This window comes from Streptomyces sp. NPDC020192, assembly GCF_044388685.1.
Taxonomy (GTDB): Bacteria; Actinomycetota; Actinomycetes; order Streptomycetales; family Streptomycetaceae; genus Streptomyces.
On the sequence record NZ_JBIRXG010000005.1, the window covers coordinates 13,293 to 37,671 of the forward strand.

At 68.3% G+C, this 24,379-nt stretch carries 19 protein-coding genes; 8 read left to right on the top strand and 11 right to left on the bottom strand.

Annotation, left to right across the window (positions count from 1 at the left end):
- Positions 1–33: 33 nt before the first annotated feature.
- Genes ACH47Z_RS11865 through ACH47Z_RS11880 form a run of 4 tightly spaced genes read right to left on the bottom strand, consistent with a single transcriptional unit; the run spans position 34 to position 3,907 of the window.
- Complete coding sequence (locus ACH47Z_RS11865; protein ID WP_399073057.1) at positions 34–807, bottom strand: succinate dehydrogenase/fumarate reductase iron-sulfur subunit; 774 nt, start codon at positions 805–807, stop codon at positions 34–36.
- Positions 804–2,738: a fumarate reductase/succinate dehydrogenase flavoprotein subunit gene (locus ACH47Z_RS11870; protein ID WP_399073058.1), complete on the bottom strand. Its 1,935-nt coding sequence runs from the start codon at positions 2,736–2,738 to the stop codon at positions 804–806. The genes ACH47Z_RS11865 and ACH47Z_RS11870 overlap by 4 nt, the downstream gene beginning before the upstream one ends.
- 24 nt (positions 2,739–2,762) lie before the next feature.
- Positions 2,763–3,587 carry a hypothetical protein gene (locus tag ACH47Z_RS11875; protein WP_399073059.1) on the bottom strand — a complete coding sequence of 275 codons (825 nt, stop codon included), beginning with the start codon at positions 3,585–3,587 and terminating at the stop codon, positions 2,763–2,765.
- Between the two features lie 29 nt (positions 3,588–3,616).
- Positions 3,617–3,907 (bottom strand): hypothetical protein, encoded by a 291-nt coding sequence (locus ACH47Z_RS11880; protein WP_399073060.1) that lies wholly within the window; start codon positions 3,905–3,907, stop codon positions 3,617–3,619.
- Positions 3,908–4,197: 290 nt separating this feature from the next.
- Between ACH47Z_RS11880 and ACH47Z_RS11885 the strand changes: the two genes are divergently transcribed.
- The 7 genes from ACH47Z_RS11885 (at position 4,198) to ACH47Z_RS11915 (ending at position 14,647) form a co-directional block, all read left to right on the top strand.
- Entirely contained in the window at positions 4,198–6,360 is a 2,163-nt protein-coding gene (locus ACH47Z_RS11885) for an ABC transporter substrate-binding protein (RefSeq protein ID WP_399073061.1), read from the top strand.
- A 152-nt stretch (positions 6,361–6,512) separates the two neighbouring features.
- Complete coding sequence (typA, locus tag ACH47Z_RS11890; protein ID WP_399073062.1) at positions 6,513–8,420, top strand: translational GTPase TypA; 1,908 nt, start codon at positions 6,513–6,515, stop codon at positions 8,418–8,420.
- A 195-nt stretch (positions 8,421–8,615) separates the two neighbouring features.
- A complete protein-coding gene (locus ACH47Z_RS11895; protein ID WP_399073063.1) occupies positions 8,616–9,599 on the top strand; it encodes an ABC transporter permease in 984 nt (327 codons plus the stop codon).
- 56 nt (positions 9,600–9,655) lie between these two features.
- The gene (locus tag ACH47Z_RS11900; protein WP_399073065.1) at positions 9,656–11,464 is read left to right on the top strand and encodes an ABC transporter substrate-binding protein; all 1,809 of its coding nucleotides are present in this window, start codon (positions 9,656–9,658) and stop codon (positions 11,462–11,464) included.
- 36 nt (positions 11,465–11,500) lie between these two features.
- On the top strand, positions 11,501–12,481 hold the full coding sequence (locus tag ACH47Z_RS11905) for an ABC transporter permease (RefSeq protein WP_399073066.1): 981 nt from the start codon (positions 11,501–11,503) through the stop codon (positions 12,479–12,481).
- 10 nt (positions 12,482–12,491) lie between these two features.
- Positions 12,492–13,514, top strand: coding sequence for an ABC transporter ATP-binding protein (locus ACH47Z_RS11910; protein ID WP_399073067.1), 1,023 nt, complete (start codon positions 12,492–12,494; stop codon positions 13,512–13,514).
- A 14-nt stretch (positions 13,515–13,528) separates the two neighbouring features.
- On the top strand, positions 13,529–14,647 hold the full coding sequence (locus tag ACH47Z_RS11915) for an ABC transporter ATP-binding protein (protein ID WP_399073068.1): 1,119 nt from the start codon (positions 13,529–13,531) through the stop codon (positions 14,645–14,647).
- 5 nt (positions 14,648–14,652) lie between these two features.
- On the opposite strand, the gene ACH47Z_RS11920 is transcribed toward ACH47Z_RS11915, so the two are convergent.
- The 7 genes from ACH47Z_RS11920 to ACH47Z_RS11950 form a co-directional block, all read right to left on the bottom strand.
- Positions 14,653–15,222 carry a UTRA domain-containing protein gene (locus ACH47Z_RS11920; RefSeq protein WP_399073069.1) on the bottom strand — a complete coding sequence of 190 codons (570 nt, stop codon included), beginning with the start codon at positions 15,220–15,222 and terminating at the stop codon, positions 14,653–14,655.
- 65 nt (positions 15,223–15,287) lie between these two features.
- A complete protein-coding gene (locus ACH47Z_RS11925; RefSeq protein WP_399073070.1) occupies positions 15,288–16,034 on the bottom strand; it encodes a class I SAM-dependent methyltransferase in 747 nt (248 codons plus the stop codon).
- Positions 16,035–16,191: 157 nt separating this feature from the next.
- Entirely contained in the window at positions 16,192–17,253 is a 1,062-nt protein-coding gene (locus tag ACH47Z_RS11930) for an ABC transporter ATP-binding protein (RefSeq protein WP_399073071.1), read from the bottom strand.
- Positions 17,254–17,279: 26 nt separating this feature from the next.
- Positions 17,280–18,305, bottom strand: a complete 1,026-nt coding sequence (locus tag ACH47Z_RS11935) for an ABC transporter ATP-binding protein (protein WP_399073072.1) — start codon at positions 18,303–18,305, stop codon at positions 17,280–17,282.
- A gap of 11 nt (positions 18,306–18,316) precedes the next feature.
- A complete protein-coding gene (locus tag ACH47Z_RS11940) occupies positions 18,317–19,300 on the bottom strand; it encodes an ABC transporter permease (protein WP_399073073.1) in 984 nt (327 codons plus the stop codon).
- Between the two features lie 93 nt (positions 19,301–19,393).
- Positions 19,394–21,181, bottom strand: coding sequence for an ABC transporter substrate-binding protein (locus ACH47Z_RS11945; protein WP_399073075.1), 1,788 nt, complete (start codon positions 21,179–21,181; stop codon positions 19,394–19,396).
- An 80-nt stretch (positions 21,182–21,261) separates the two neighbouring features.
- A complete protein-coding gene (locus ACH47Z_RS11950; RefSeq protein ID WP_399073076.1) occupies positions 21,262–22,290 on the bottom strand; it encodes an ABC transporter permease in 1,029 nt (342 codons plus the stop codon).
- A 465-nt stretch (positions 22,291–22,755) separates the two neighbouring features.
- On the opposite strand from ACH47Z_RS11950, the gene ACH47Z_RS11955 reads away from it, so the two are divergent.
- Positions 22,756–24,375 carry an ABC transporter substrate-binding protein gene (locus tag ACH47Z_RS11955; RefSeq protein WP_399073077.1) on the top strand — a complete coding sequence of 540 codons (1,620 nt, stop codon included), beginning with the start codon at positions 22,756–22,758 and terminating at the stop codon, positions 24,373–24,375.
- Positions 24,376–24,379 lie beyond the last annotated feature (4 nt).

The window sequence follows — 24,379 nt, forward strand, 5'->3', positions numbered from 1 at the left end:
TGCAGACGCCGGCCCAGCGGCCCGGCCGCGGTACTACGACGACGAACGCCTCCTGATCTTCGAGCCCAGCCACACCAGCGGGTCGTACTTGCGGTCGACCGCGCGCTCCTTCAGCGGGATCAGGGCGTTGTCGGTGATGTGGATGCCCTCCGGGCAGACCTCGGTGCAGCACTTGGTGATGTTGCAGTAGCCGAGGCCGTGTTCGTCCTGGGCGGTGGTCTTGCGGTCCAGGCCGGTCTCGGCGGCCGCGTCCAGCGGGTGCATGTCGAGTTCGGCGATCCGCATCAGGAAACGCGGCCCGGCGAACGCCGTCTTGTTCTCCTCGTGGTCGCGCACCACATGGCAGGTGTCCTGGCACAGGAAGCACTCGATGCACTTGCGGAACTCCTGCGAGCGGTCCACGTCCTCCTGCATCATCCGGTACTCACCGGGGCCCACACCGGCGGGCGGCACGAAGGCCGGGACCTCCCTGGCCTTCTGGTAGTTGAAGCCGACGTCCGTCACCAGGTCGCGGATCACCGGGAAGGCGCGGAGGGGGGTGACCGTGATCGTCTCCGACCGCTCGAAGACCGACATGCGGGTCATGCACATCAGGCGCGGGCGGCCGTTGATCTCCGCCGAGCACGAACCGCACTTGCCCGCCTTGCAGTTCCAGCGTACGGCCAGGTCGGGGGCCTGGGTGGCCTGGAGGCGGTGGATGATGTCGAGGACCACCTCGCCGTCGTTCACCTCGACGGTGAAGTCCGTGAGGCCGCCGCCCTCGACGTCACCCCGCCACACCTTGAAGCGGGCCTCGTAGCTGCTCACTCGTACAGCTCCTCTTCGGCGAGGTACTTGACCAGCTCCTCCTTCTCGAAGAGGGCGAGCAGGTCCGGGCGGATGGGATCGGTGGTCTCGCGGGTCAGCCGGATCTGGCCCCGGGTGGGGTCCGTCGCCGCCAGGCCGCCGGTGGGGTCGGCCAGGGCGCAGAGCAGGTTCACGCTGCGCCAGGAGCGCGCCATCGTCGGATGGTCCTCGCGGGTGTGCCCGCCGCGCGACTCGGTGCGCTCCAGCGCCGCCCGGGCCACGCACTCGCTGACCAGCAGCATGTTCCTGAGGTCCAGGGCGAGATGCCAGCCCGGGTTGAACTGGCGGTGGCCCTCCACCCCGGCCCGGCGCGCCCGTACCCGCAGCTCGGCGAGCTTCTCCAGGGCCTGCTCCATCTCGCCCTCGCGGCGGATGATGCCGACCAGGTCGTTCATGGTCTGCTGGAGTTCCTGGTGCAGGGTGTACGGGTTCTCCGGCGGGCCCGCCTCGCCTTCCCGGTCCGCCTCCGCGGAGAAGGGGCGCAGGGCTTCCGCGGACGCCGCGTCGACCTGGACGTCGGAGACCTCGGGGCGTTCGGTCACGCCCGCCGCGTGCTCGGCCGCGTGCCAGCCCGCCCGGCGTCCGAAGACCAGCAGGTCGGATAGCGAGTTGCCGCCGAGCCGGTTGGAGCCGTGCATGCCGCCGGCCACCTCACCGGCCGCGAACAGCCCCGGTACCCCGCGTGCCGCCGCCGAGTCCGAGTCGACCGCGATGCCGCCCATCACGTAGTGACAGGTCGGGCCGACCTCCATCGCCTCGGCCGTGATGTCGACGTCCGCCAGCTCCTTGAACTGGTGGTACATGGAGGGCAGCCGGCGGCGGATGACCTCGGCGGGCATGCGCGTGGAGACGTCGAGGAAGACCCCGCCGTGCGGGGAGCCCCGGCCCGCCTTCACCTCGGCGTTGATCGCGCGGGCCACCTCGTCACGGGGGAGCAGCTCGGGCGGGCGCCGGTTGTTCTCCGGGTCCTCGTACCACCGGTCGGCCTCCTCCTCCGACTCGGCGTACTTCTCCTTGAAGACGTCCGGGATGTAGTCGAACATGAACCGCTTGCCCTCGGAGTTCCTGAGCACCCCGCCGTCGCCGCGCACCGACTCGGTGACGAGGATGCCCTTCACCGACGGCGGCCAGACCATGCCGGTCGGGTGGAACTGCACGAACTCCATGTTCAGCAGGGGCGCCCCGGCGAGCAGGGCGAGGGCGTGCCCGTCGCCCGTGTACTCCCACGAGTTCGACGTCACCTTGAAGGACTTGCCGATGCCGCCGGTCGCGATCACGACCGCGGGGGCCTCCAGGACGAAGAAACGGCCGGACTCACGGTCGTACGCGAAGACCCCGGAGACACGGTCCCCGTCTTTCAGGATCCTGGTGACCGTGCACTCCTGGAAGACCTTCAGCCGGGACTCGTAGTCCCCGGTCTCCTTGAAGTCCTCCTGTTGCAGGGCGACGATCTTCTGCTGGAGCGTGCGGATCAGCTCCAGGCCCGTACGGTCGCCGACGTGGGCGAGGCGCGGGTACTCGTGGCCGCCGAAGTTGCGCTGCGAGATCTTCCCGTCCTTCGTGCGGTCGAACAGCGCGCCCCAGGTCTCCAGCTCCCACACCCGGTCCGGGGCCTCCTGCGCGTGCAGCTCGGCCATCCGCCACTGGTTCAGGAACTTGCCGCCGCGCATGGTGTCGCGGAAGTGGACCTGCCAGTTGTCGTGCTCGTTGACGTTGGCCATGGCCGCCGCGATGCCGCCCTCGGCCATCACCGTGTGCGCCTTGCCGAACAGCGACTTGCAGATCACCGCCGTACGGGCGCCCCGCTCGCGCGCCTCGATCGCGGCCCGCAGCCCGGCGCCGCCGGCACCGACCACGACGACGTCCCACTCCTGCCGGTCCACCACGGACATCAGTTCAGTCCCTCACTGGAGTCTCTAGAAGAAGCGCGGGTCGGCGAAGACCCCGGACGCGACCAGATAGACGTAGAAGTCGGCGAGCCACACGCTGAACAGCGACGCCCACGCCAGCTGCATGTGCCGGGCGTTGAGCCGGCCGACGTACTGCCACGCCCGATAGCGCACCGGGTGCTTGGAGAAGTGTTTGAGCTTGCCGCCGACGATGTGCCGGCACGAGTGGCAGGAGATCGTGTACGCCCAGATCAGCACGATGTTGACCAGGAAGACCAGGGTGCCGAGGCCCATGTGGCCCCAGCGGTAGTGGGTGTCCCGGAAGGCCAGCACGGTGTCGTAGGTCAGCACGCCGGCGACCAGTACGGCGGCGTAGAAGAAGTACCGGTGGACGTTCTGCAGGATCAGCGGGAAGCGGGTCTCGCCGGTGTACTTCCGGTGCGGCTCGGCGACGGCGCAGGCGGGCGGGGACGCCCAGAAGCTGCGGTAGTACGCCTTGCGGTAGTAGTAGCAGGTCAGCCGGAAGCCGAGCGGGAAGATCAGGATGATGACGGCGGGGGACAGGCCCCACCAGCTGCCGAAGATGTCGGCGTTCGGGCCCGCGTGCATGGTCCGGCAGTTCTGCGCCAGACAGGGCGAGTAGAACGGCGAGACGTACGGCGCCGCGTAGTAGTCCGCGTTCGCGAAGCCCCGCCAGGCGGAGTAGACGACGAAGGCGAACAGACCGGCCGCGGTGGCGGCGGGCGCCAGCCACCAGCGGTCGGTCCGCAGATGCGGAGCGGCGATCGCGGCGCGCGTACCGGTTCGTACGCCGCCGCTGTTCTGTTGGGGTTGTTCGGTGCCAGTAGCCAAGGCGGGGCTCCGCTTCTATGGCTCAGGGGTCAGGGTGCGTGCCGGTCGCGGGCGCCCAGGCCTTCGTCGTCCGTGTCCGTCCACAGGCTGAAGTCGTACGGCTTGTCGGAGATGGTGACGAGGTCGGGCCGGCGGGGCTCGGCCGTGGTGTTGGCCGCGTCCCGCAGCAGCGCCACGCTTTCGCGCAGATGGTCGGCGTCCGTACGGACCCGGCGCATCTCGAGGCCGCCGCTGCCGAGTTCGTGCTCCAGGCGCCCCAGCGACCGGTTGAGCTCGTCGAGGGAGCGCTGGACCGAGGTGATGTCGTCGTGCACGGACATGGTGTGCCCTCACTTCCGCGGGTCCGGCGGGCCTTGGGCGGCTACGTTCATGCGCCTTGGAGTGTTGCGCGCCACACCTGCCGATGTGAAGGCATGTGCAGCGATTGGCGGAGGCGTACGGATGCATCTTCCGGTGGGGTTGCGCCGCACGGGTGGGGTTACCGCCCGTCGTCGCCGTGTCGCCCGATGTGGCCGGATCCTTTCCTCTTCAGTGGGCCGCATAGATCTGATCAGCTCCATATACCGCCAAAAGTGATCATAACGCTCGCGGCTTCCCGGAGGTAGCAGAGATGTCCCACGACGGCGTCGTCAGCCCGCGCGCGGTCGCACGTGCGGTCGCCTTTCTTGCCGCGGGCGCGCTCGCGGTGCCGTTTCTCGCCGGGTGCGGCTCCGACGAAGAGGTGAGCAAGCCGCTCGCCGGGCAGGACATCGCACCGGCCGGCCGGGATCTCGTCGCCGACGGGGGCACGCTGAAGTGGGCCGTCGACGCGGTCCCCGAGACCCTGAACACCTTCCAGGCCGACGCGGACGCCGGCACCACCCGGATCGCCCAGGCCGTGCTGCCGTCGATGTTCCGGCTGGACGCCACCGGCCGGCCGGTGCCCAACTCCGCCTATCTGGAGTCGGCCAAGGTCATCGAGACCGAGCCGCGCCAGGTCGTGCTGTACAAGCTGAACCAGCAGGCCGTGTGGAGCGACGGCCGGGAGATCGGCGCCGCCGACTTCGTCGCCCAGTGGCGGGCCCTGTCCGGCAAGGACAGCGCCTACTGGACCGCCCGCAACGCCGGCTACGACCGCATCGAGAGGATCGAGCGCGGCGCCAGCGACCTCCAGGTCCGGGTCACCTTCTCCCGCCCCTACGCCGACTGGAAGTCGCTGTTCTCGCCGCTGTACCCGAAGGAGGTCATGGGCACCCCGGACGCCTTCAACGACGGCGCCCGGCGCAAGCTCCAGGTCACCGCCGGACCCTTCAAGGTCGACAAGGTCGACACCGCCCAGAAGGACGTCGTCCTCACCCGCAACCCGCGCTGGTGGGGCCGGCCCGCCAAGCTGTCCCAGATCGAGCTGCACGCCGTACCCCGCGACAAGCGGGCCGCCGCGCTCGCCGACGGCAGCGTGGACCTCGCCGACGTCGACCCCGCCGAGGCCCAGCGGATCGGGCTCGCCGCGCACGGCACCGCGAACCCGCTGCAGGGCTCCGGCAAGACCTCCGCGAAGAAGCTGCGCTCCTGGGCGCTGGCGCACGGCTTCGACTCCGACGAGGCCGATGCCGACAAGCAGGAGCTGCGCAGGACCATCGCCGCGTACCTGGACGAGCAGCAGGCGCTGCGCGCCTTCGGCGTCCGCAGGTCGCTCGAGCCCGCCTACACCCAGCTCGCCCTCAACGGCTCCGAGGGCCCCCTCGCCGACGAGCGGGTCCGCCGGGCCGTGGCCCGTGCCCTGGACCGCAAGGAACTGGCCAAGCTGGTGCTCACCCCGCTGGGCCTGCCCGCGGTCCCGGTCGGCAGCCATCTCGCGCTGTCCGGGCAGGACGACTACGCCGACAGCAGCGGTGCGCTCGGCGCGATGGACACCAAGGAGGCGGCGGCGCTGCTCGCCGACGCCGGCTGGGTGCCCGGGGGCCCGGTCAAGGAGGAGAAGAAGGGCGGCAAGGCGGCCGGCGCCGAGAGTGACAAGAAAGACAAGAGCGACAAGGAAACACCGTCCGACGGGGGCAAGGACGGGCAGTACGTCGTCGGCGAGGACGACAAGAGCGGCGAGGACAACAAGAGCGGCGACCGGGGCGAGGGCGGCGACCGGCACCTCGCGCAGGAGGGCAAGCACGGGGGAGCGGCCGGGGCGTACGCCCCCAAGGGCACGGCCGCCCCGGCCGGCGCCCCGGCCGGACCGCTCGCCAAGGACGGCAAGCCGCTCGCACTGCGCTTCGTGCTCCCCTCCGGGCCGGGCTCGGAGACGCTGAGCACGGTCGCCGAGCGGATCTCCGCCATGCTGGAGCGGGTCGGCATCCGGACGACGATCAGCAAGGTCCCGGACGAGAGCTACTTCAAGGACCACATCGCCTCCGGCGACTACGACCTCGCGCTGTACTCGTGGCCGTCGTCGGCGTTCCCGGCGACGGACGCCCGGCCGATCTACGCCAAGCCGGTGCCGGCCGCCGACGGCTCGGTGAACGTCGAGCAGAACTACACCCGGGTCGGCACGGACCAGGTGGACCAGCTCTTCGACCAGGCCGCGGGGACCCTGGACGAGGGCGAGGCGCGGGACCTGATCAGGAAGGCGGACTCCAGGATCTGGGCGGCTGCCGGATCGATTCCGCTGTACCAGCGGCCCCAGCTGGTGGGGGCGCGCAGGGATCTCGTGAACGCGGGCGCCTTCGGTTTCCAGACCCCGTTCTACGAGGACATGGGCTTCCTGAAGAAGGGTGCGAAGGTCTCGCCCAGTCCCAGCAAATGAGCTGCTCGGAGATCATCACACGGCCCTGAGGAGGCCGACTCCCTCGGGGCCACGTACCATGGGGTGAGGCCGTGGCGTGTCAAGCCCGGCAGGGCCCGCGTAACGCAGACGTACGCGCAGGCTTTCCTCACACTCCGGGAGTACGGCAACCTATGGCCACGCGCCACGACATCCGCAACGTCGCCATCGTCGCCCACGTCGACCACGGCAAGACCACCATCGTCGACGGCATGCTGAAGCAGGCCGGCGCGTTCGCCGCCCACCAGCTCGACCAGGTCGACGACCGGGTCATGGACTCGAACGACCTGGAGCGTGAGAAGGGCATCACGATCCTCGCCAAGAACACGGCGGTGAAGTACCACCCCAAGGACGGTGGGGAGCCCATCACCATCAACATCATCGACACCCCCGGCCACGCCGACTTCGGCGGCGAGGTCGAGCGCGGTCTGTCGATGGTGGACGGCGTCGTGCTGCTGGTGGACGCCTCCGAGGGTCCGCTGCCGCAGACCCGGTTCGTGCTGCGCAAGGCGCTCCAGCAGCGCCTGCCCGTCATCCTGTGCATCAACAAGACGGACCGCCCGGACTCGCGGATCGACGAGGTCGTCAACGAGACCTACGACCTCTTCCTCGACCTGGACGCGGACGAGGACCAGATCGAGTTCCCGATCGTCTACGCCTGCGGCCGTGACGGCGTCGCCTCGCTGACCAAGCCGGAGGACGGCACGGTTCCGGCCGACAGCGACAGCCTGGAGCCGTTCTTCTCCACGATCCTGGAGCACATCCCGGCCCCGACCTACGACGAGGCCGCTCCGCTCCAGGCCCACGTCACCAACCTCGACGCCGACAACTTCCTCGGCCGTATCGCGCTGCTCCGCGTCGAGCAGGGCGAGCTGCGCAAGGGCCAGACGGTCGCCTGGATCAAGCGCGACGGGTCCATCAGCAACGTCCGCATCACCGAACTGATGATGACCGAGGCGCTCACCCGCAAGCCGGCCGAGAAGGCCGGACCGGGCGACATCTGCGCGGTCGCCGGCATCCCGGAGATCATGATCGGCGAGACGCTCGCCGACACCGAGAACCCGATCCCGCTCCCGTTGATCACGGTGGACGAGCCGGCGATCTCCATGGTCATCGGCACCAACACCTCGCCGCTGGTCGGCCGCGGCGGCACCGGCAAGGGCGCCGACGCGAAGGCGGCCGTGAAGGACCGCAAGGTCACCGCCCGCCAGGTGAAGGACCGCCTGGACCGCGAGCTGATCGGTAACGTCTCGCTCCGCGTCCTGGAGACCGAGCGTCCCGACGCCTGGGAGGTCCAGGGCCGTGGTGAGCTGGCGCTCGCCATCCTGGTCGAGCAGATGCGCCGCGAGGGCTACGAGCTGACCGTCGGCAAGCCGCAGGTCGTCACCAAGGACGTCGACGGCAAGACGTACGAGCCTGTCGAGCGCATGACGATCGACGTGCCCGAGGAGCACATGGGTGCCGTCACCCAGCTCATGGGCGTCCGCAAGGGCCGGATGGACAACATGTCCAACCACGGCTCCGGCTGGGTGCGCATGGAGTTCGTGGTGCCCTCCCGCGGTCTGATCGGCTTCCGCACCGAGTTCCTGACCCAGACCCGCGGCACGGGCATCGGCCACTCCATCCACGAGGGCTTCGAGCCGTGGTTCGGCCCCCTGCAGACCCGTAACAACGGCTCCCTGGTCGCCGACCGCTCCGGTGCGGTCACCGCGTTCGCGATGACGAACCTCCAGGAGCGCGGCGTGCTCTTCACGGAGCCGGGCACCGAGGTGTACGAGGGCATGATCGTCGGTGAGAACTCGCGCTCCGACGACATGGACGTGAACATCACCAAGGAGAAGAAGCTCACGAACATGCGGTCCTCGTCGGCCGACTCGTTCGAGGCCATCGTCCCGCCGCGCAAGCTGTCGCTGGAGCAGTCGCTGGAGTTCTGCCGTGACGACGAGTGCGTCGAGGTGACCCCGGAGGCCGTCCGCATCCGCAAGGTGAACCTCGACCAGCGGGAGCGAGCCCGCGCCGCGAGCCGCGCCAAGCACGGCTGATCCGAGCCGAGTTGAGCCCGGGTGCCCCCATGGTGGGGTGCCCGGGCTTTTTGCAACCCTTTTTCGGGAGCTGTACAGATACAGCCGCGATCCGTGACTGAATCGAGATCTGCGGGTAGTGGTCGGTAGTCGACCGATGGCAGATAGTTACTCGCGTAGCGCTCAGGTCAGTGGGTCTCGCGCTGTGGGGGAACCGTGACAAGTCTTGTGGTTACGGAGAACGACGCCGTCAAGCTCGAGGGCCGGTCACCCGGCCGGCTGATGTGGCTGCGCTTCAAGCGCGACCGCACGGGCGTGATCTCGGCCTACGTCGTGGGCTTCTTCTTCCTGATCGGCCTGCTCGCCCCCCTGATCTCCAAGCTGTACGGCAAGAACCCGTACACGGTGTACGCGGACGAACGCCCGGAACTCTTCGACAGCGCCGGCGTACCGGTGAAGCCCAACGGCGGGATCAGCGGCGAGTTCTGGTTCGGCCTCGAACCCGGCAACGGCTACGACGTCTTCACCAAGCTGATCTACGGCATCCGCACCTCGCTGATGATCTCGGTCGCGGTCACCCTCGCCGTCGTTGTCACCGGCATCCTGCTCGGGGTCGCGGCCGGGTATCTCGGCGGCAGGGCCGACTACGTCATCGGCCGGGTCATCGACTTCCTGCTCGCCTTCCCGGCCCAGCTGTTCTTCATCGCCAGCATGCCGGTCGTGGTCTCCCTGTTCGTCAGCCCCCGTGACGAGACCCCCACCTACGTGCGGGTGATCGCCCTGATCCTGGTCCAGTGGTTCCTGGGCTGGATGGGCCTCGGCCGCATCCTGCGCGGCACCGCGCTCGCCCTGCGCGAACGGGAGTTCATCGAGGCGGCCAAGGTCAGCGGTGCCTCGCCGTGGCGGATCATCCGCAAGGAGATCCTGCCGAACATCGTCACCCCGCTGCTGGTGCAGGCGACGTATCTGCTGCCCAACTTCGTGACCGCCGAGGCGGGTCTGTCCTACCTCGGCGTGGGCATCGTCGAACCGACGCCGGACTGGGGGCAGATGTTCGCCAAGGCGTCCACCCAACTGGTGATGGAGAACGACATCACCTACATGTTCTTCCCCGGCGTCTCGATGATCATCTTCGTCGTCGCGTTCAACCTGCTCGGGGACTCGGTCAGGGACGCCTTCGATCCCAGGACCGCGCGCTGACCCAGCACGTCGACCACACGGAACGTCACTTTCACAGGATGGGTGGGAATGTCGTGATGAGTAGGGGCGGACGCCACGCATACGGCGCACTCTCCGTGCTCGCGGCCGGGGCTCTCGTGCTCACCGGTTGCAGCAAGGGCGGCAGCGACAGCGGCACGAACGACAAGAAGGACCAGCAGGACGCCAGACACCAGCAGGCGTCCATCAAGTTCGGCAACGCGGCCGACTCGACCGGGCCCGCGGCCCCCGTGCCCGGCGCCAAGTCCGGCGGCACCATGGAGGTGCTCCAGCGCGACTCCTACGCCCACCTCGACCCGGCCCAGATCTACGTCGCCGACCAGCAGTCGCTCGCCCAGCTGATCCACAGAGGCCTCACCGGTTACAAGGCCACGAGCGACGACGGCCACCAGCACGAGGTCGTCGGCGATCTCGCCACCGACTCCGGCACCACGTCCGACGGCGGCAAGACCTGGAAGTACACGCTCAAGGACGGCATCAGGTTCGCCGACGGCACCCCGATCACCTCCGCGGACGTCCGCCAGACCGTCGAGCGGCTCTTCGCGCCCTTCATCACCCAGGGCCCCAGCTACCTCCAGCAGTGGCTGGCCGACACCTCCGGCGCCGGCTACCGCAAGCTGCTCCCGGACGGCCCCTACAAGGGCAGGCACCTGCCGAACAGCGTCCTCGAGACGCCGGACGCGAAGACCATCGTCTTCCACTTCCAAAAGCCCCACCCGGACCTGCCGTACACCCTGGCCCTGGCGGGCTACTCCGTCGTCTCCGCCAAGGGCGACACCAAGGAGAAGTACGACAAGAACCCGGTCACGACCGGCCCGTACAAGATCCAGTCGTTCAAGTCCGGCAAGTCGATGGTGCTGGTCAGGAACCCCGGCTGGGACCCGAAGACGGACCCGATCCGGCACCAGTACGTGGACCGGTTCAGCATCACGTTCAACCAGCAGTTCGAGACGTCCACCAAGGCGCTGCTCGCCGACAGCGGGCCCGACCAGGCCGGGGTCAGCTTCAACAACCAGATCGACGCGGGCAACCTCTCCCGGGTCCTGAGCGATCCCCGGCTCAAGGCCCGGACGGTCTCCGGCTACCAGGGGTACGTCGGCCAGATGAACATCAACCTGAGCAAGCCCGAGATGAAGGACATCCGGGTCCGCCGGGCCATCGCGTACGCCCTGCCGGTCTCGCCCTTCGCGCGGGCCTACGGCGGCAGCGACGCCATGGAGATCCCGGGCGGCCTGCTCTCCCCGACCGTCTCCGGCTACGACCCCTCCTTCGACCCGTTCGGCAAGAAGAAGAACCCCGGCGGCGACCCGGACAAGGCCAGGAAGCTGCTCCAGCAGGCCGGCAAGCTCAACATGAAGCTGACCTTCGGCTACATCAACAGCAACGAGGGCCAGCAGTACTCCACCGCCATGGCGGCGGGCCTGAAGAAGGCCGGCTTCGACGTCCAGCGCCAGGAGATCCCGTCCGAGACCTACTACGACCAGGTCTCCAAGCTGAACAACACCTACGACATCTTCAACACCGCGTGGTCCGCCGACTGGCCGTCCGCCTCCACGGTGCTCCCGCCGCTGTACGACGGCCGGCAGATCGCCGACGGCGCGTCGAACTACTCGCAGGTCAACGACCCGCACGTGAACGGCGAGATCGACCGGATCAGCCAGATCACCGACCCGGTCAAGGCCGCGGCCGAGTGGGAGAAGCTCGACAAGTACCTGCTCACCAAGGTCGTCAACGAGGTCCCGACCGGGTACTACAAGCAGGCCCAGATCGCCGGCTCCAAGGTCGGCGGCCTCGTCTACGACGACGTGCTCAGCGACATCGACCCGCGCCGTCTCTACATCAAGTAACCGTCCAGGCCGCCGACGTCGGAGAGCTGCCCTGCCATGCTGCGCTTCCTCGTGCGCCGGATCATCGGCGCCGTCGTCATCCTGTTCCTGCTGAGCATCGTCACCTTCGTGCTGTTCTTCGGGGTGCCCCGGGACCCGGCACTGCTGATGTGCGGCAAGACCTGCAACCCGGACAGCATCGCGAACATCCACCATGTGCTCGGCCTCGACAAGCCCCTCACCGAGCAGTACGGGATCTTCCTGCACAACCTCGTCCTGGGCAGCGGCCGGTTCGCCCAGGGGCCCTGCCCCGCCCCTTGCTTCGGGTACTCGTACCACACCAACGAGCAGGTCTGGGGCACCCTGATGGACCGGCTGCCCACCACCGTCTCGCTCACCCTGGGCGCGGCCGTGTGCTTCCTGGTGGTCGGCCTCGGCACCGGGCTGCTCGCCGCCTGGCGGCGCGGCACGCTGATCGACAAGACCGCGACCGCGGGCGCCATGGTCGTCAGCTCGCTGCAGGTCTACTTCCTCGGCCCGCTGGCCCTCGCGGTCCTCGTCTACCAGACCCACTGGTTCGACAAGCCCGCCTACAACGCGATCAGCCAGAACCCCGTCAGCTGGTTCAGCGGCCTGATCATCCCCTGGGTGGTGCTGTCCACGATCTTCGCCGCGCAGTACACCCGTATGGCCCGGTCCTCGATGATCGAACAGCTCCAGGAGGAACACGTCCGCACCGCCCGGGCCAAGGGCATGTCCCGCGCCTACGTCTTCTTCCGCTACGCCTGGCGCGGCTCGCTGATCCCGATCGTCACCATCTTCGGCATCGACCTCGGCTCGCTGTTCGGCGGCGCCATCATCACCGAGTACACCTTCGGTCTGCCCGGCCTCGGCAACCTCGCCGTCCAGGCCGTCTTCTTCAGCGACCTGCCGCTGCTGCTCGGCGTGATGCTCTTCTCCGCCAGCGTGATCCTGCTGTTCAACAGCATCGTCGACGCCACGTACGCCGTCATCGACCCGCGCGTGCGGCTGTCCTGAGGAGAGACACATGAGCATCCCCCTTCTCTCCGTGCGGGACCTGCACGTCAGCTTCAGGACCGAGGACGGCGTCGTACGGGCCGTGGACGGGCTCTCCTTCGACCTGGAGCGGGGCAGGACGCTCGGCATCGTGGGGGAGTCCGGCTCCGGCAAGTCGGTGACCAACCTGACCGTCCTCGGCCTGCACAACCCGATGTTCACCACGGTCGAGGGCGAGATCCTGCTGGACGGGCGGGAGTTGACGACGGCCCGCGAGTCGGAGCTGGAGAAGCTGCGCGGCAACAAGGCCGCCATGATCTTCCAGGACCCGCTCACCGCGCTGTCCCCGTACTACACGGTGGGCCGCCAGATCGCCGAGCCGTTCATGAAGCACACGGGTGCCTCGAAGAAGGCGGCGTGGGACCGGGCGGTGGAGATGCTCGGCAAGGTGGGCATCCCGAATCCGAAGGAGCGGGCGAAGGACTACCCGCACCAGTTCTCCGGCGGCATGCGCCAGCGCGCGATGATCGCCATGGCGCTGGTCTGCGACCCGGACCTCCTGATCGCCGACGAGCCGACCACGGCCCTCGACGTGACCGTGCAGGCGCAGATTCTCGATCTGCTCAAGGACCTGCAACAGGAGTTCGGATCCGGCATCATCTTCATCACCCACGACCTGGGGGTGATCGCCGACATGGCCGACGACATCATGGTGATGTACGCGGGCGGCGCGGTGGAGCGGGGTACGACGGGCGAGGTGCTGCGTTCCCCCCAGCACCCGTACACCTGGGGCCTGCTGAACTCGATGCCGCGCCTGGACTCCGACCTCGGCGCCCGGCTGTCCCCGATCCCCGGCACACCCCCGTCGCTGCTCCGTCCGCCGTCCGGCTGCCGCTTCCACCCCCGCTGCACGTTCCAGGACCGGGTGGAGACCACGGGCCGGTGCGTACGCGAGCGGCCCTTGTTGGCTCCCGACCGGGCGTCGGCCTGCCACCTGAGCGCCGAGCGGAAACGGACCATCTTCATCGAGCAGATCAAGCCCCGACTGGGCTAGGAGGACATACCGCCATGACAGAGGACCTGGTTCTCCCGGCTCCACGCGAGCGGAGCGCCGGCACGGACGGGGAGCCGCTGCTGCGGGTCTCGGGCCTGACCAAGCACTTCCCGGTCAAGGGCGGCTTCCCGATCCGCCGGACGATCGGCGCGGTGCAGGCCGTGGACGGCATCGACCTGACCGTGCACGCCGGCGAGAGCTTCGGCCTCGTCGGCGAGTCGGGCTGCGGCAAGTCGACGACGGGCCGGCTGATCACGCGGCTGCTGGAACCGTCGTCCGGCTCGATCACGTACCGCGGCCAGGACATCAGCCACGCGACACGCAAGCAGTTGGCGCCCATCCGCTCCGAGATCCAGATGATCTTCCAGGATCCGTACTCGTCGCTGAACCCGCGGCAGACGGTCGGCAAGATCATCGCGGGCCCGATGGAGATCAACGGGATCGAACCGGAGGGCGGCCGGGAGAAACGGGTCCGCGAGCTGCTGGAGATCGTCGGCCTGAACCCCGAGCACTTCAACCGCTTCCCGCACGAGTTCTCCGGAGGCCAGCGGCAACGCATCGGCGTGGCCCGGGCGCTCGCGCTGGAACCGAAGCTGATCGTGGCGGACGAGCCGGTCTCGGCGCTCGACGTCTCGATCCAGGCCCAGGTGGTGAACCTGCTCCAGCAGGTCCAGGACGAGCTGGGCATCGCGTTCCTCTTCATCGCCCATGACCTGGCCGTCGTCCGCCACTTCTCGCAGCGGGTGGCGGTGATGTACCTCGGGAAGATCATCGAGGTCGGCGACCGCGAGTCCATCTACACCCGCCCGCGCCACCCGTACACCCACGCCCTGCTGTCGGCGGTCCCCGAGGTGAACCTCACGGACGAGGAAGCGGGCGCACGTGAGCGCATCCGCCTGGCCGGTGACGTTCCCTCGCCCATCTCCCCGCCGTCCGGCTGCCGCTTCCGCACGCGTTGCTGGAAGGCGCAGGAGAGATGCGCGGCCGAGGAACCGCCGCTGATCCAGCTCTCCGGGAACCACGACGGCCATCTGACGGCCTGCCACTTCCCGGAGGACCCGACCACCGAGCGCGACGAGGACATCGTCCTGGACCCGGCGCTGGCGGCGCTGGAGGAGGAGACGGGGGACTGACCGCCTCAGAGAGGCGATGTCGATGAGTACTCGTACTGCAACTGGAAGAGATGAGCCGCCTCGGCCGCGTCGGTCACGAGCACCGGCCGCTCCTCGGCGCTGTACGCGACACGGAAGGTGCGCAGGACCGGCTGTGTCAGGGGCAGCCGGAGGACGGCGCGGTGCTCCTGTGCCGGGATCTCGGCGGTGACCGTGTCGACGCAGCGCGCGGTGGCGTGCCCGAGCCGGGTGAGCAGGGAGGGAATGCCGCCGCGGATGAGGCGGCGGCCGGTGATCGGGGTCCCGGCGGCGAGGTCGTGCGGGAAGAACACCTTGATCAGGGCGGCGGGTCGGCCGTCGAACGTCAGCCGGAGCCGGCGCAGGACGGCCGGCTGTCCCGCGGCCAGCCGGAGGGCGTCGGCGACCCGGGCCGGAGGTTCGGGCAGGACTGCGACCTCCAGAAGGCCGAAGCGGGCGTCGATCCCACGCCGGCGCAGCTCGACGATCCACGGGAAGGCACTGCCAGGGTCGGCCGGTGACATCCCCTGGGCGGGGCGCATGGTCTGTCGCTGGTCCGACCGATGGGCCGTCGTCATACCGGGTCTCCCGCCGCACAGTGGGGTCAACAGACCTCTGTTATCAGGGAGTTGGCGACCTGACGCTAGGCCGCCCTTTCGGCCACGGTGATGATCTCGGGGCTCGCGGGGGTGACCGGTCCCCGCCCCCAGTCGCCGTACTGCTCGACGACCGTCAGCCCGGCATCGGCAAGAAAGCCCTCCAGGGACTCCCGGTCCAGGAACCGCAGTACGCCGGGGCACTCCTGCGGGGCTGTCCAGCCGTCGCCGTCGTAGGTCTCCGTGAACCGCACCCGGCCCCCGCTGAGCCCACCGCCCTGGACCTCGTACCACACCCGCACCGATGTCCCGTCCTCGGCGGTGATCTCGTACACCCGGTCCGGAGTCCACCGCTCCCAGACGCGGGCGGCCGGGTTGCGGGTCTCGAACACGAACCGCCCGCCGTCGCAGAGGGCCGCCCGGGCCCCGCGCAGACACTGCCGGATCTCCTCGTCCCCGACCAGCTCCTGGAAGGCGTGGCCGGTCATGACGACGAGGTCGAACTCCCCGTTCCACGGCCGGGTGCGCATATCCCCGAGCACCCACTCGACGCCGTCCGGCCGGGCCCGGCGCGCCTGTACGAGCATGGCGGCGGCCGGATCCAGCCCCATCAGCCGCCCCTGATGCCCCTCGGCCCGGGCCCGCCGCAGCAACTGCCCGGTACCGCACCCGATGTCCAGCACCGAGCGGGCCGTGCGCACCAGACCGAGGTAGAACTCGTCACCCGGTCCCCAGGGGTTGAGGCGGTCGTACAGCGCGGCGAGCGTGAGATCGGTGAACACGTGATCTACCACCGCGGCAGTCTGACACACGATGTCGAACGGTGCGTCAGGTTCCGGTGGACTTCTTGAGGGGCTCTCAACTCTGGTTCGGAACGGTCCTGTTCAGCGCCGAAGGCCCGCGCCTGGGGAGGCGCGGGCCTTCGGCCGCCGGAAGCGGGGAAGCGGTGTGTCAGGCCGCCGCCTCGGGGTCCTTGGAGAGAGCGTCGTCCTTGGGCAGGCGCGGAGCGGGGATCGTCTCCTGCGTCTCCGGGTAGTGGCACGCCGTCAGGTGGCCCGGCTTGTTGCCCTCGACCTGGACCAGCGTCGGCGCCTCCGTCGCGCACTTCTCCGTCGCCTTCCAGCAGCGGGTGCGGAAGCGGCAGCCGGAGGGCGGGTTGATGGGCGAGGGGACGTCGCCGGCCAGACGGATGCGCTCGCGCGGCTCCGCGTCCACCGTGGCCTCGGGCACGGCGGAGAGCAGGGCCCGGGTGTAGGGGTGGCGCGGGTTGCCGTACAGGTCGTCGCGGTCGGCGATCTCGACGATCTTGCCCAGGTACATGACCGCGACGCGCTGCGAGAAGTGCCGGACGATCGCGAGGTCGTGGGCGATGAAGACGAACGCGATGCCCAGTTCGCTCTGGACCTTCTGCAGCAGGTTCACGACCTGCGCCTGGATCGAGACGTCGAGCGCCGAGACCGGCTCGTCCGCCACGATCAGCTTGGGCTCCAGGGCCAGCGCGCGGGCCACGCCGATGCGCTGGCGCTGGCCGCCGGAGAACTCGTGCGGGAAGCGGTTGAAGTGCTCCGGGTTCAGGCCGACGATCTCCAGGAGTTCGCGGACCCGCTTCTCCCGGCCGCCCTCGGGGTTGATGTCGTTGATCTCCATCGGGCCCGAGATGATCTTGCCGACCGTCTGCCGCGGGTTCAGCGAGGCGTACGGGTCCTGGAAGATCATCTGGATCTCGGAGCGGATCGGCGCCAGCTCCTTGCGGCCCGCATGCGTGATGTCCTGGCCGCGGTAGCTGATCTTGCCGCCGGTCGGCTCCAGCAGGCGCGTGATCAGCCGGCCCGTGGTCGACTTGCCGCAGCCCGACTCGCCGACGAGGCCGAGGCTCTCGCCCTCGGCCACCTGGAAGTCCAGCCCGTCCACGGCCTGCACCGCGCCGACGGTCCGCCGGATCGGGAAGCCGCCCTTGATCGGGAAGTGCTTCGTGAGCCCGGAGACGTCCAGGAGGGGGTTCGTGTTGCTCATGGTCGTGAAGTCCCGTCTGGTGTCCGTCAGTTGTGCCGGGTTGCGGCGAAGTCGGCGAAGAGCTCCTGCTTCTGCACCTGGGACAGGTGGCAGGCGGAGCCGCGACCCTCGACCACCTCGAGCGTCGGCTGCTCGGCCGAGCACAGACCGCCCGAGACCTGGTCGGCGAACACGCAGCGCGGGTGGAAGCGGCAGCCGGACGGCGGGTTGAGCAGCGAGGGCGGGGAGCCCGGGATCGGCGTCAGCGGCACGTCCACCGGGCCGTCCAGGCTCGGCATCGAGTTCAGCAGGCCCACGGTGTACGGGTGGTCCGGCTTGCTCAGCACCTGCTTCTTGGTGCCGCGCTCCACGCACCGGCCGCCGTACATCACCAGCACGTCGTCCGCGATGTCGGCGATGACACCGAGGTCGTGCGTGATGAAGATGATCGCGGTGCCGAACTCCTGCTGGAGGTCCTTGAGCAGGTCCATGATCTGGGCCTGCACCGTCACGTCGAGGGCCGTGGTCGGCTCGTCGGCGATCAGCAGCTCGGGGTCGCAGACCAGCGCCATCGCGATCATCGCGCGCTGGCGCATACCGCCGGAGAACTGGTGCGGGTAGTCGTCCACACGGGTGTCGGGCTGGGGGATGCCGACCCGGCGGAGCATCTCGATCGCGCGGTCCCGGGCTTCCTTCTTGGAGGCGCCGGTGTGCTTGCGGTACGTCTCGGCGATCTGTGCGCCGATGGTGTGGTACGGCGACAGGGAGGCCAGCGCGTCCTGGAAGATCATGGCCATCTTGTTGCCGCGCAGCTTCTCCAGCGTCCGCTCGGACGCGGTGAGCAGCTCCTGCCCGTCGAGCAGGATCTCGCCCTCCAGGGCGGTGCGCTCACGGTTGTGCAGGCCCAGGATCGCGAGGTTGGTCACCGACTTGCCGGAGCCGGACTCGCCGACGATGCCGAGCGTCTTGCCCTTCTCCACATCGAAGGAGAGCCCGTCGACGGCCTTGACGATGCCGTCCTCGGTGGAGAAGTGCACGCGCAGGTCGCGGACGGAGAGGAAGGGGGTGCTCATCTTGTCTCTCCTTAGGCGAGGCGGACGCGGGGGTCGATGAGGGCGTAGACGGCGTCGACGATGATGTTGAACACGACGATCGCGGCGGCGGCCACCAGCGTCACACCGAGCAGCATCGGCAGGTCGTTGTCCTTCACGGCCTTCACCGAGACGGCGCCGAGGCCGTGCAGGCCGAACGTCGCCTCCGTGATGACCGCGCCGCCGAGCAGCGTGCCGAGGTCCAGGCCGAGGATCGTCACGATCGGGCCCATCGCACCGCGCCAGGCGAACCGGAAGAACACGGTGCGCGCAGCGAGGCCCTTGGCGCGGGCGGTGCGGACGTAGTCCTCGCTCAGCGTCTCGACCAGCTGCGAGCGGGTCATACGGGTGTAGTTGGCGGTGAAGATGATCGCCAGCACGAACCAGGGCAGCAGAAAGCCCCCGAACCAGGCCCCGGGATTGTCCGTGAAACCGTTGTTGTCGTTCGGGCGGGGCAGGAGGCCCCACTCGTCGGAGAGGTAGAACATCGCGACGATGCCGACGATGTAGATCTGCAGCGACGAACCGATCAGCGAGGCAGAGGAGGCGATCTTGTCCAGCGCCTTGCCCTGCTTGACGGCGGCGATCATGCCGGTGCCGACACCGAACACGAAGAAGACGACCGCGCTGCCCAGGGCCAGGGAGATCGTGGTCGGGAAGCGGTCCAGGATGATGCCCGTGACCGGCTCACGGTTGATGAACGAGTAGCCGAGGCAGGGCGCGTTGCAGTGCCCGAACGACGCGTAGTCGCGGCCCACGAAGACGCCCTCGAGCCAGTGCCAGTACTGCACCGGCAGCGGATCGTCGATCCCCAGGTTGTGCTTGACCAGCGCCAGAGTCTGTGGCGTGCAGACCTTGCCGCAGGCGACCCGGGCGGGGTCACGCGGAGCGACGTAGAAGAGGAAGAAGGTGATGGCACTGATGATCAGCAGGATCACCGCTGCGCCGAGTATCCGGCGGACGAGAAAGCGGAACATGGCGATGGGATTCCCTGGGCGACGCCGTGGTGGGGGCGGAGGGGTGGGCGGGGCGCCGGTGTACGGCGCCCCGCCCCTGGACGGACTGGAGCGTCAGGCCTTCACGTACAGCTTGTACATGATGAACGCCGAGAACTGCGGGTCGAACAGCGCTCCGCCGACCTTCGAGCCGTGCAGGTAGAACCGGCGCTGGAAGGTCTCGGGGATGATCGGCGCCAGCTCCGTCATGATCTTCTTGTCCAGCGCCTCCCAGGCCTCGCCGGCCTTCTTCGGGTCGGCGATGACCGCGTTCGTCTTGATCGCGTCGTTGACCCAGTTCACGTTCAGCTGCGAGACGTTGTTGGAGCCGTTGGCGATGGTGGAGCCGTCGAACAGCGGCTGCATGACGGTGTAACCCGTCGGCCAGTCCGGGGACCAGCCGAACCACATCACGTCGAAGCTGTTGTTGATCTGCTGGACCTGGTCGTAGTAGCTGGTGGAGTCCACCGGCTTGACGACCGGGTCGAAGCCCGCCGCCTTCAGGGCGTTGGTGATGACGACCGCCGTCTTGTCGTAGGCGTCGTTGCTGCCCTTGGGGTAGGTGTAGACGATCTTCTGGCCGACCTTGCCGGCCTCCTTCAGCAGCGCCTTGGCCTTCGCCGGGTCGCCCTGCGGCGTCTTCAGCTTGCCGAAGACGTCCTGGTGCTGGTAACCCAGGATGTCGGGGCTGATGATGGAGGTCGCGTAGTCACCGGCGGACGGACCGCCGTAGATGCGGCGGATCTGCTCCAGCGGCCAGGCGTAGTTGAGCGCCTGACGCACCTTCGGGTCGGTGATCCGCTTGCAGTTGATGGCGTAGTAGTACAGACCGGTGAGCAGGCCGTTGATGGTGCGGGCCTTCAGCTGCGGGTCGCCCAGGACCTTCTGCATACGCTCGGCCGGGACACCGCTGTACGCCATGACCGCGTACTGGTCGTCGCCGCTCTCCGCGATCAGACGGTCGGCGGCCGCCAGGGCCTCGTAGCCGAACTGGAAGGTGAAGGTGTCCGGGTAGGCGTTGCGGATCGCGTCCGTCGCCGGGTCCCAGTGCGGGTTGCGCACCAGCTTCAGGGACTTGTCGACGGAGTGCTGGGCGATCTTGTACGGGCCGGCGGAGACCGGGTCCTTGTCGTACTTGTCCTTGGTGTCGTGGCTGACCGGCACGGCGCCGTAGGAGTGCATCGCCAGGGTGAAGTTGAGGTCCGGGCGCTCGACCAGCAGCTTCAGCGTGATGGTCTTCTTCTTGTCGTCGGTGACGATGGAGTCCAGGTGCTGGCCGCTGAACGGGCCCTTGTACTTCGAGCGGAAGTCGGTGGAGTTGACCAGCGCGGTCTGGACGTACTGGGCGCCCTCGGTGGTGAAGCTGGCGAAGGCGCGCTCGATGCCGTGGCGGACGTCCTCGACGGTCAGCTCGGAGCCGTCGTCCCACTTCAGACCGTCCTTCAGCGTGAAGGTCCAGGTCTTGCCGTTGTCGGACATGGTGCCGGCGTCGGTCGCGAGGTCACCGACCAGCTTCATGGAGCCGTCGGAGGAGATCTTGTAGCCGGTCAGGGTGCGGACGTAGAGGTTCGCGATGGTGGAGTTCCACGCGAAGTAGATCCGCTGGGGGTCCAGGTGGGAGAAGTCGTCCTTGCTGAGGCCGATGATGTTGCCGCCCTTTTGCGCACCCGGGATCTCGGGGGCGGGGCCGGTCGAGTCCTCCTTGGTGCCGACGACCACGGAACCGGTGTACTTGTCCGTGCCGGCGTGGGAGGACTTGCCGCTGTTCCCGCCACCTCCGCCGCTGCTGCACGCGGAGAGGACCATGGAGCCGCCGGCCGCGACCGACGTGGCGATGACGAAGTTTCTGCGGGAAAGGGACATGGCTTCCTGCTCTGGTCGAGGAGAGATACGAACTTCTCCGGCGGGCCCCGTCGCCCGGGCCGGAAGGTGAAACGGGAGGTTCAGCGCCCGGCCTTGGGGTCCAGCGCGTCACGCACCGAGTCGCCGAGGAGGTTGAAGGCGATCACGAAGATCACCATCGACAGGCCCGGGAAGAGCATGTACGTGATGTCGTCCTGGTAGTACTTCGAGGCGTTCTGGACCATGACGCCCCAGTCCGGGGTGGGGTCGGAGAGGCCGACGCCCACGAAGGCCAGACCGGCCTCCGTCGTCACGTAGATGGGCAGCGCCAGGGTGGCCTGGATGAGGATCGGCGTCCAGAGGTTGGGCAGCAGTTCCTTGAAGATGATCCGCGCCGGGGACGCGCCGGTGACCTTGGCGGCCTCGACGAACTCCCGCTCGCGCAGGGCGAGTACCTCACCGCGCAGCAGTCGGGCGATGGGCGCCCAGCCGAACAGCGTCATGATGACGATCAGGGAGGTGACGGTGAGCCAGACCGGGGTCGCCTCGTCGGGCGCGACCAGGATCGTGAGCAGCACCGGGAAGAAGCCGATGAAGAAGAGCATCTGCGGGAAGGCCAGCAGGATGTCGATGATCCGGCCGACGAAGTAGTCCGTCCTGCCGCCCAGGTAACCGGCGGTGATGCCGATGACCACCCCGAAGAAGGCCACCAGCACGGTCGTCGCCGTCGCGATCAGCAGCGAGTTGCGGATGCCGTAGAGCAGGAACGTGAGGACGTCCCGGCCGAGCTGGGGGTCGATCCCGAACCAGAAGTCACCGCTCATGCCGCCGTTGGGCTTGGCCGGCAGACCGAAGTCGTTCAGCAGGGTGGGGTCGTTCTGGCCGTACGTCGTGTACGGGTCCTTGCCGTACACCTTGGCGATCAGCGGTGCGGCGATGCCCACGACGAAGAAGAAGAGCACCACGAAGGCGGATATGACGCCCGTCCGGTCCCGCTTGAAGCGGATCCAGGCCAGCCGTCCCGGAGAGCGGCTCTCGGAGCCCTTCGGGGTGCCGGGCTTCGCCGACGCGGCGCTGTCTTCGTCGGTCACCTCGAGTGGGGCGGCCGGGGAAGGGGAGGGGGTGGTCATGATGCTCCGTGCCTTGTGGGTCAAGGCTCCGCAGGGCGCTCCCTACGGGCTACGCCGGACTTTTTCAACGCAATTCATTCAAGGTCAATAAATTCTCGGTCGGCTTGGTTGTCTATTTACCTTCTTTACTCCAGCTTGACCATTCCGTAGCTACGCGGGTAGTACGTCGTAATACATCCGTGCTTCACATCGGACTAACTGCGCGAAACGGTCAATAAGTTCGATATGCGGACGGTGGTGTGTCGAAATGCGTACATCGCCACGCCGCAATCCAACGTTTCGGCATCGTTACGCGGAGATCTGTTGCGCGGTCCTCGCAAGATCGTCCAAGGGTCCGTCACCCGCTGCCTGCATTCGGATGACGTGTCCCCCTAAAGGCTCCTCAATCCGGCAACGGGCATGCGGTATGTGTCGTGTGAGCAGATATTGACCGGTATCGGGCAGGTGATTGCGGAGGAGGGCCGTATGCGGGGAATCGCGTGCGTCAGGTGGGCCGCCGGTGCGATCGCCGTGGGGCTGCTGATGACCGCGTGCGGGGGCGGCAGCGGTTACGGCGGCGCAGGGGTGCTGACCTCCTCCTGGGGCGACCCGCAGAACCCCCTGGAGCCCGCCAACACCAACGAGGTCCAGGGCGGCAAGGTCCTCGACATGATCTTCCGGGGCCTGAAGAAGTACGACCCGAGGACCGGCAAGGCCACGAACATGCTCGCCGAGCGCATCGACACCCCGGACTCGCGCACCTTCACGATCACCGTCAAGAACGGCTGGAAGTTTTCCAACGGGGAACCGGTCACCGCCCACTCCTTCGTGGACGCCTGGAACTACGGGGCGAGCCTGCGGAACAACCAGAAGAACGCGTACTTCTTCGGCTACATCGAGGGCTACGACAAGGTCCACCCGGCGGGCGGGCCCCAGACCGCCGACACCCTGTCCGGGCTGAGGGTCACCGGCCCGCGGACGTTCACCGTCCGGCTGGGCCAGAAGTTCTCCAGCTTCCCCGACACCCTCGGCTACAACGCCTACGCCCCGCTCCCGCGCGCCTTCTTCACCGACCACGCGGCCTGGCTGAGCAAGCCGGTCGGCAACGGCCCCTATGAGATCGAGTCGTACACGAAGGGCTCCGCCATGGCCCTGAAGAAGTGGAACGCCTACCCCGGCCCCGACCCCGCCCAGAACGTCGGCGTGACCCTCCTCGTCTACACCGACAACAACACGGCCTACACCGATGTACTGGCCGGCAACCTGGACCTGGTCGACGACGTGCCCGCCAGCCAGCTCAAGAACGTCGGGACCGACCTGGGCGGCCGCTACATCAACACCCCGGCCGGCATCCTGCAGACCCTGGCCTTCCCCTACTACGCCCCGGGATGGAACACCGACGGCGCGCGCAAGGTCCGCACCGGCCTGTCCATGGCGATCAACCGCAGGCAGATCACGGAGACCATCTTCCGCCGCACCCGCACCCCGGCAACCGACTGGACCTCCCCGGTCCTCGGCACGGCCGGCGGCTACCAGGCCGGACTCTGCGGACACGCCTGCGACTACGACCCGGTGCAGGCCAAGAGGCTCATCCAGGAGGGCGGCGGGTTCCCCGGCGGCCAGCTGAAGATCACGTACAACGCGGACACGGGCTCGCACAAGCAATGGGTGGACGCCGTGTGCAACTCCGTCAACAACGCCCTCGGCAACGACAGGGCCTGCGTGGGCAATCCGGTCGGCACCTTCGCCGACTTCCGCAATCAGCTCGGGCAGCACAAGATGACCGGTCCCTTCCGGGCCGGCTGGCAGATGGACTACCCGTTGATCCAGAACTTCCTGCAGCCCCTCTACTACACGGGCGCCTCCTCCAACGACGGCAAGTGGTCGAACGCGGAGTTCGACCGCCGCGTGGACCGGGCCAACGCCGAGACCGACCGGCCCAGGGCCGTGGCGCTCTTCCAGCAGGCCGAGGAGGTCGTCCGCGACAACATGGCGGCCATCCCGCTCTGGTACCAGAACGGCAGCGCCGGCTACTCCTCCCGGCTCTCCCATGTGGCGCTCAACCCCTTCAGCGTGCCGGTCTACAACGAGATCAAGGTCGGCTGAGCCG

Excerpts from the sequence above, each read along its gene's own strand:
- ACH47Z_RS11900 (WP_399073065.1), top strand. The coding sequence starts at position 9,656 with ATGAGTAGGGGCGGACGCCACGCATACGGCGCACTCTCCGTGCTCGCG.
- typA (WP_399073062.1), top strand. The coding sequence starts at position 6,513 with ATGGCCACGCGCCACGACATCCGCAACGTCGCCATCGTCGCCCACGTC.
- ACH47Z_RS11955 (WP_399073077.1), top strand. The coding sequence starts at position 22,756 with ATGCGGGGAATCGCGTGCGTCAGGTGGGCCGCCGGTGCGATCGCCGTG.
- ACH47Z_RS11950 (WP_399073076.1), bottom strand. The coding sequence starts at position 22,290 with ATGACCACCCCCTCCCCTTCCCCGGCCGCCCCACTCGAGGTGACCGAC.
- ACH47Z_RS11920 (WP_399073069.1), bottom strand. The coding sequence starts at position 15,222 with ATGACGACGGCCCATCGGTCGGACCAGCGACAGACCATGCGCCCCGCC.
- ACH47Z_RS11940 (WP_399073073.1), bottom strand. The coding sequence starts at position 19,300 with ATGTTCCGCTTTCTCGTCCGCCGGATACTCGGCGCAGCGGTGATCCTG.
- ACH47Z_RS11910 (WP_399073067.1), top strand. The coding sequence starts at position 12,492 with ATGAGCATCCCCCTTCTCTCCGTGCGGGACCTGCACGTCAGCTTCAGG.
- ACH47Z_RS11880 (WP_399073060.1), bottom strand. The coding sequence starts at position 3,907 with ATGTCCGTGCACGACGACATCACCTCGGTCCAGCGCTCCCTCGACGAG.
- ACH47Z_RS11885 (WP_399073061.1), top strand. The coding sequence starts at position 4,198 with ATGTCCCACGACGGCGTCGTCAGCCCGCGCGCGGTCGCACGTGCGGTC.
- ACH47Z_RS11935 (WP_399073072.1), bottom strand. The coding sequence starts at position 18,305 with ATGAGCACCCCCTTCCTCTCCGTCCGCGACCTGCGCGTGCACTTCTCC.
- ACH47Z_RS11870 (WP_399073058.1), bottom strand. The coding sequence starts at position 2,738 with ATGTCCGTGGTGGACCGGCAGGAGTGGGACGTCGTCGTGGTCGGTGCC.
- ACH47Z_RS11915 (WP_399073068.1), top strand. The coding sequence starts at position 13,529 with ATGACAGAGGACCTGGTTCTCCCGGCTCCACGCGAGCGGAGCGCCGGC.
- ACH47Z_RS11930 (WP_399073071.1), bottom strand. The coding sequence starts at position 17,253 with ATGAGCAACACGAACCCCCTCCTGGACGTCTCCGGGCTCACGAAGCAC.
- ACH47Z_RS11905 (WP_399073066.1), top strand. The coding sequence starts at position 11,501 with ATGCTGCGCTTCCTCGTGCGCCGGATCATCGGCGCCGTCGTCATCCTG.
- ACH47Z_RS11945 (WP_399073075.1), bottom strand. The coding sequence starts at position 21,181 with ATGTCCCTTTCCCGCAGAAACTTCGTCATCGCCACGTCGGTCGCGGCC.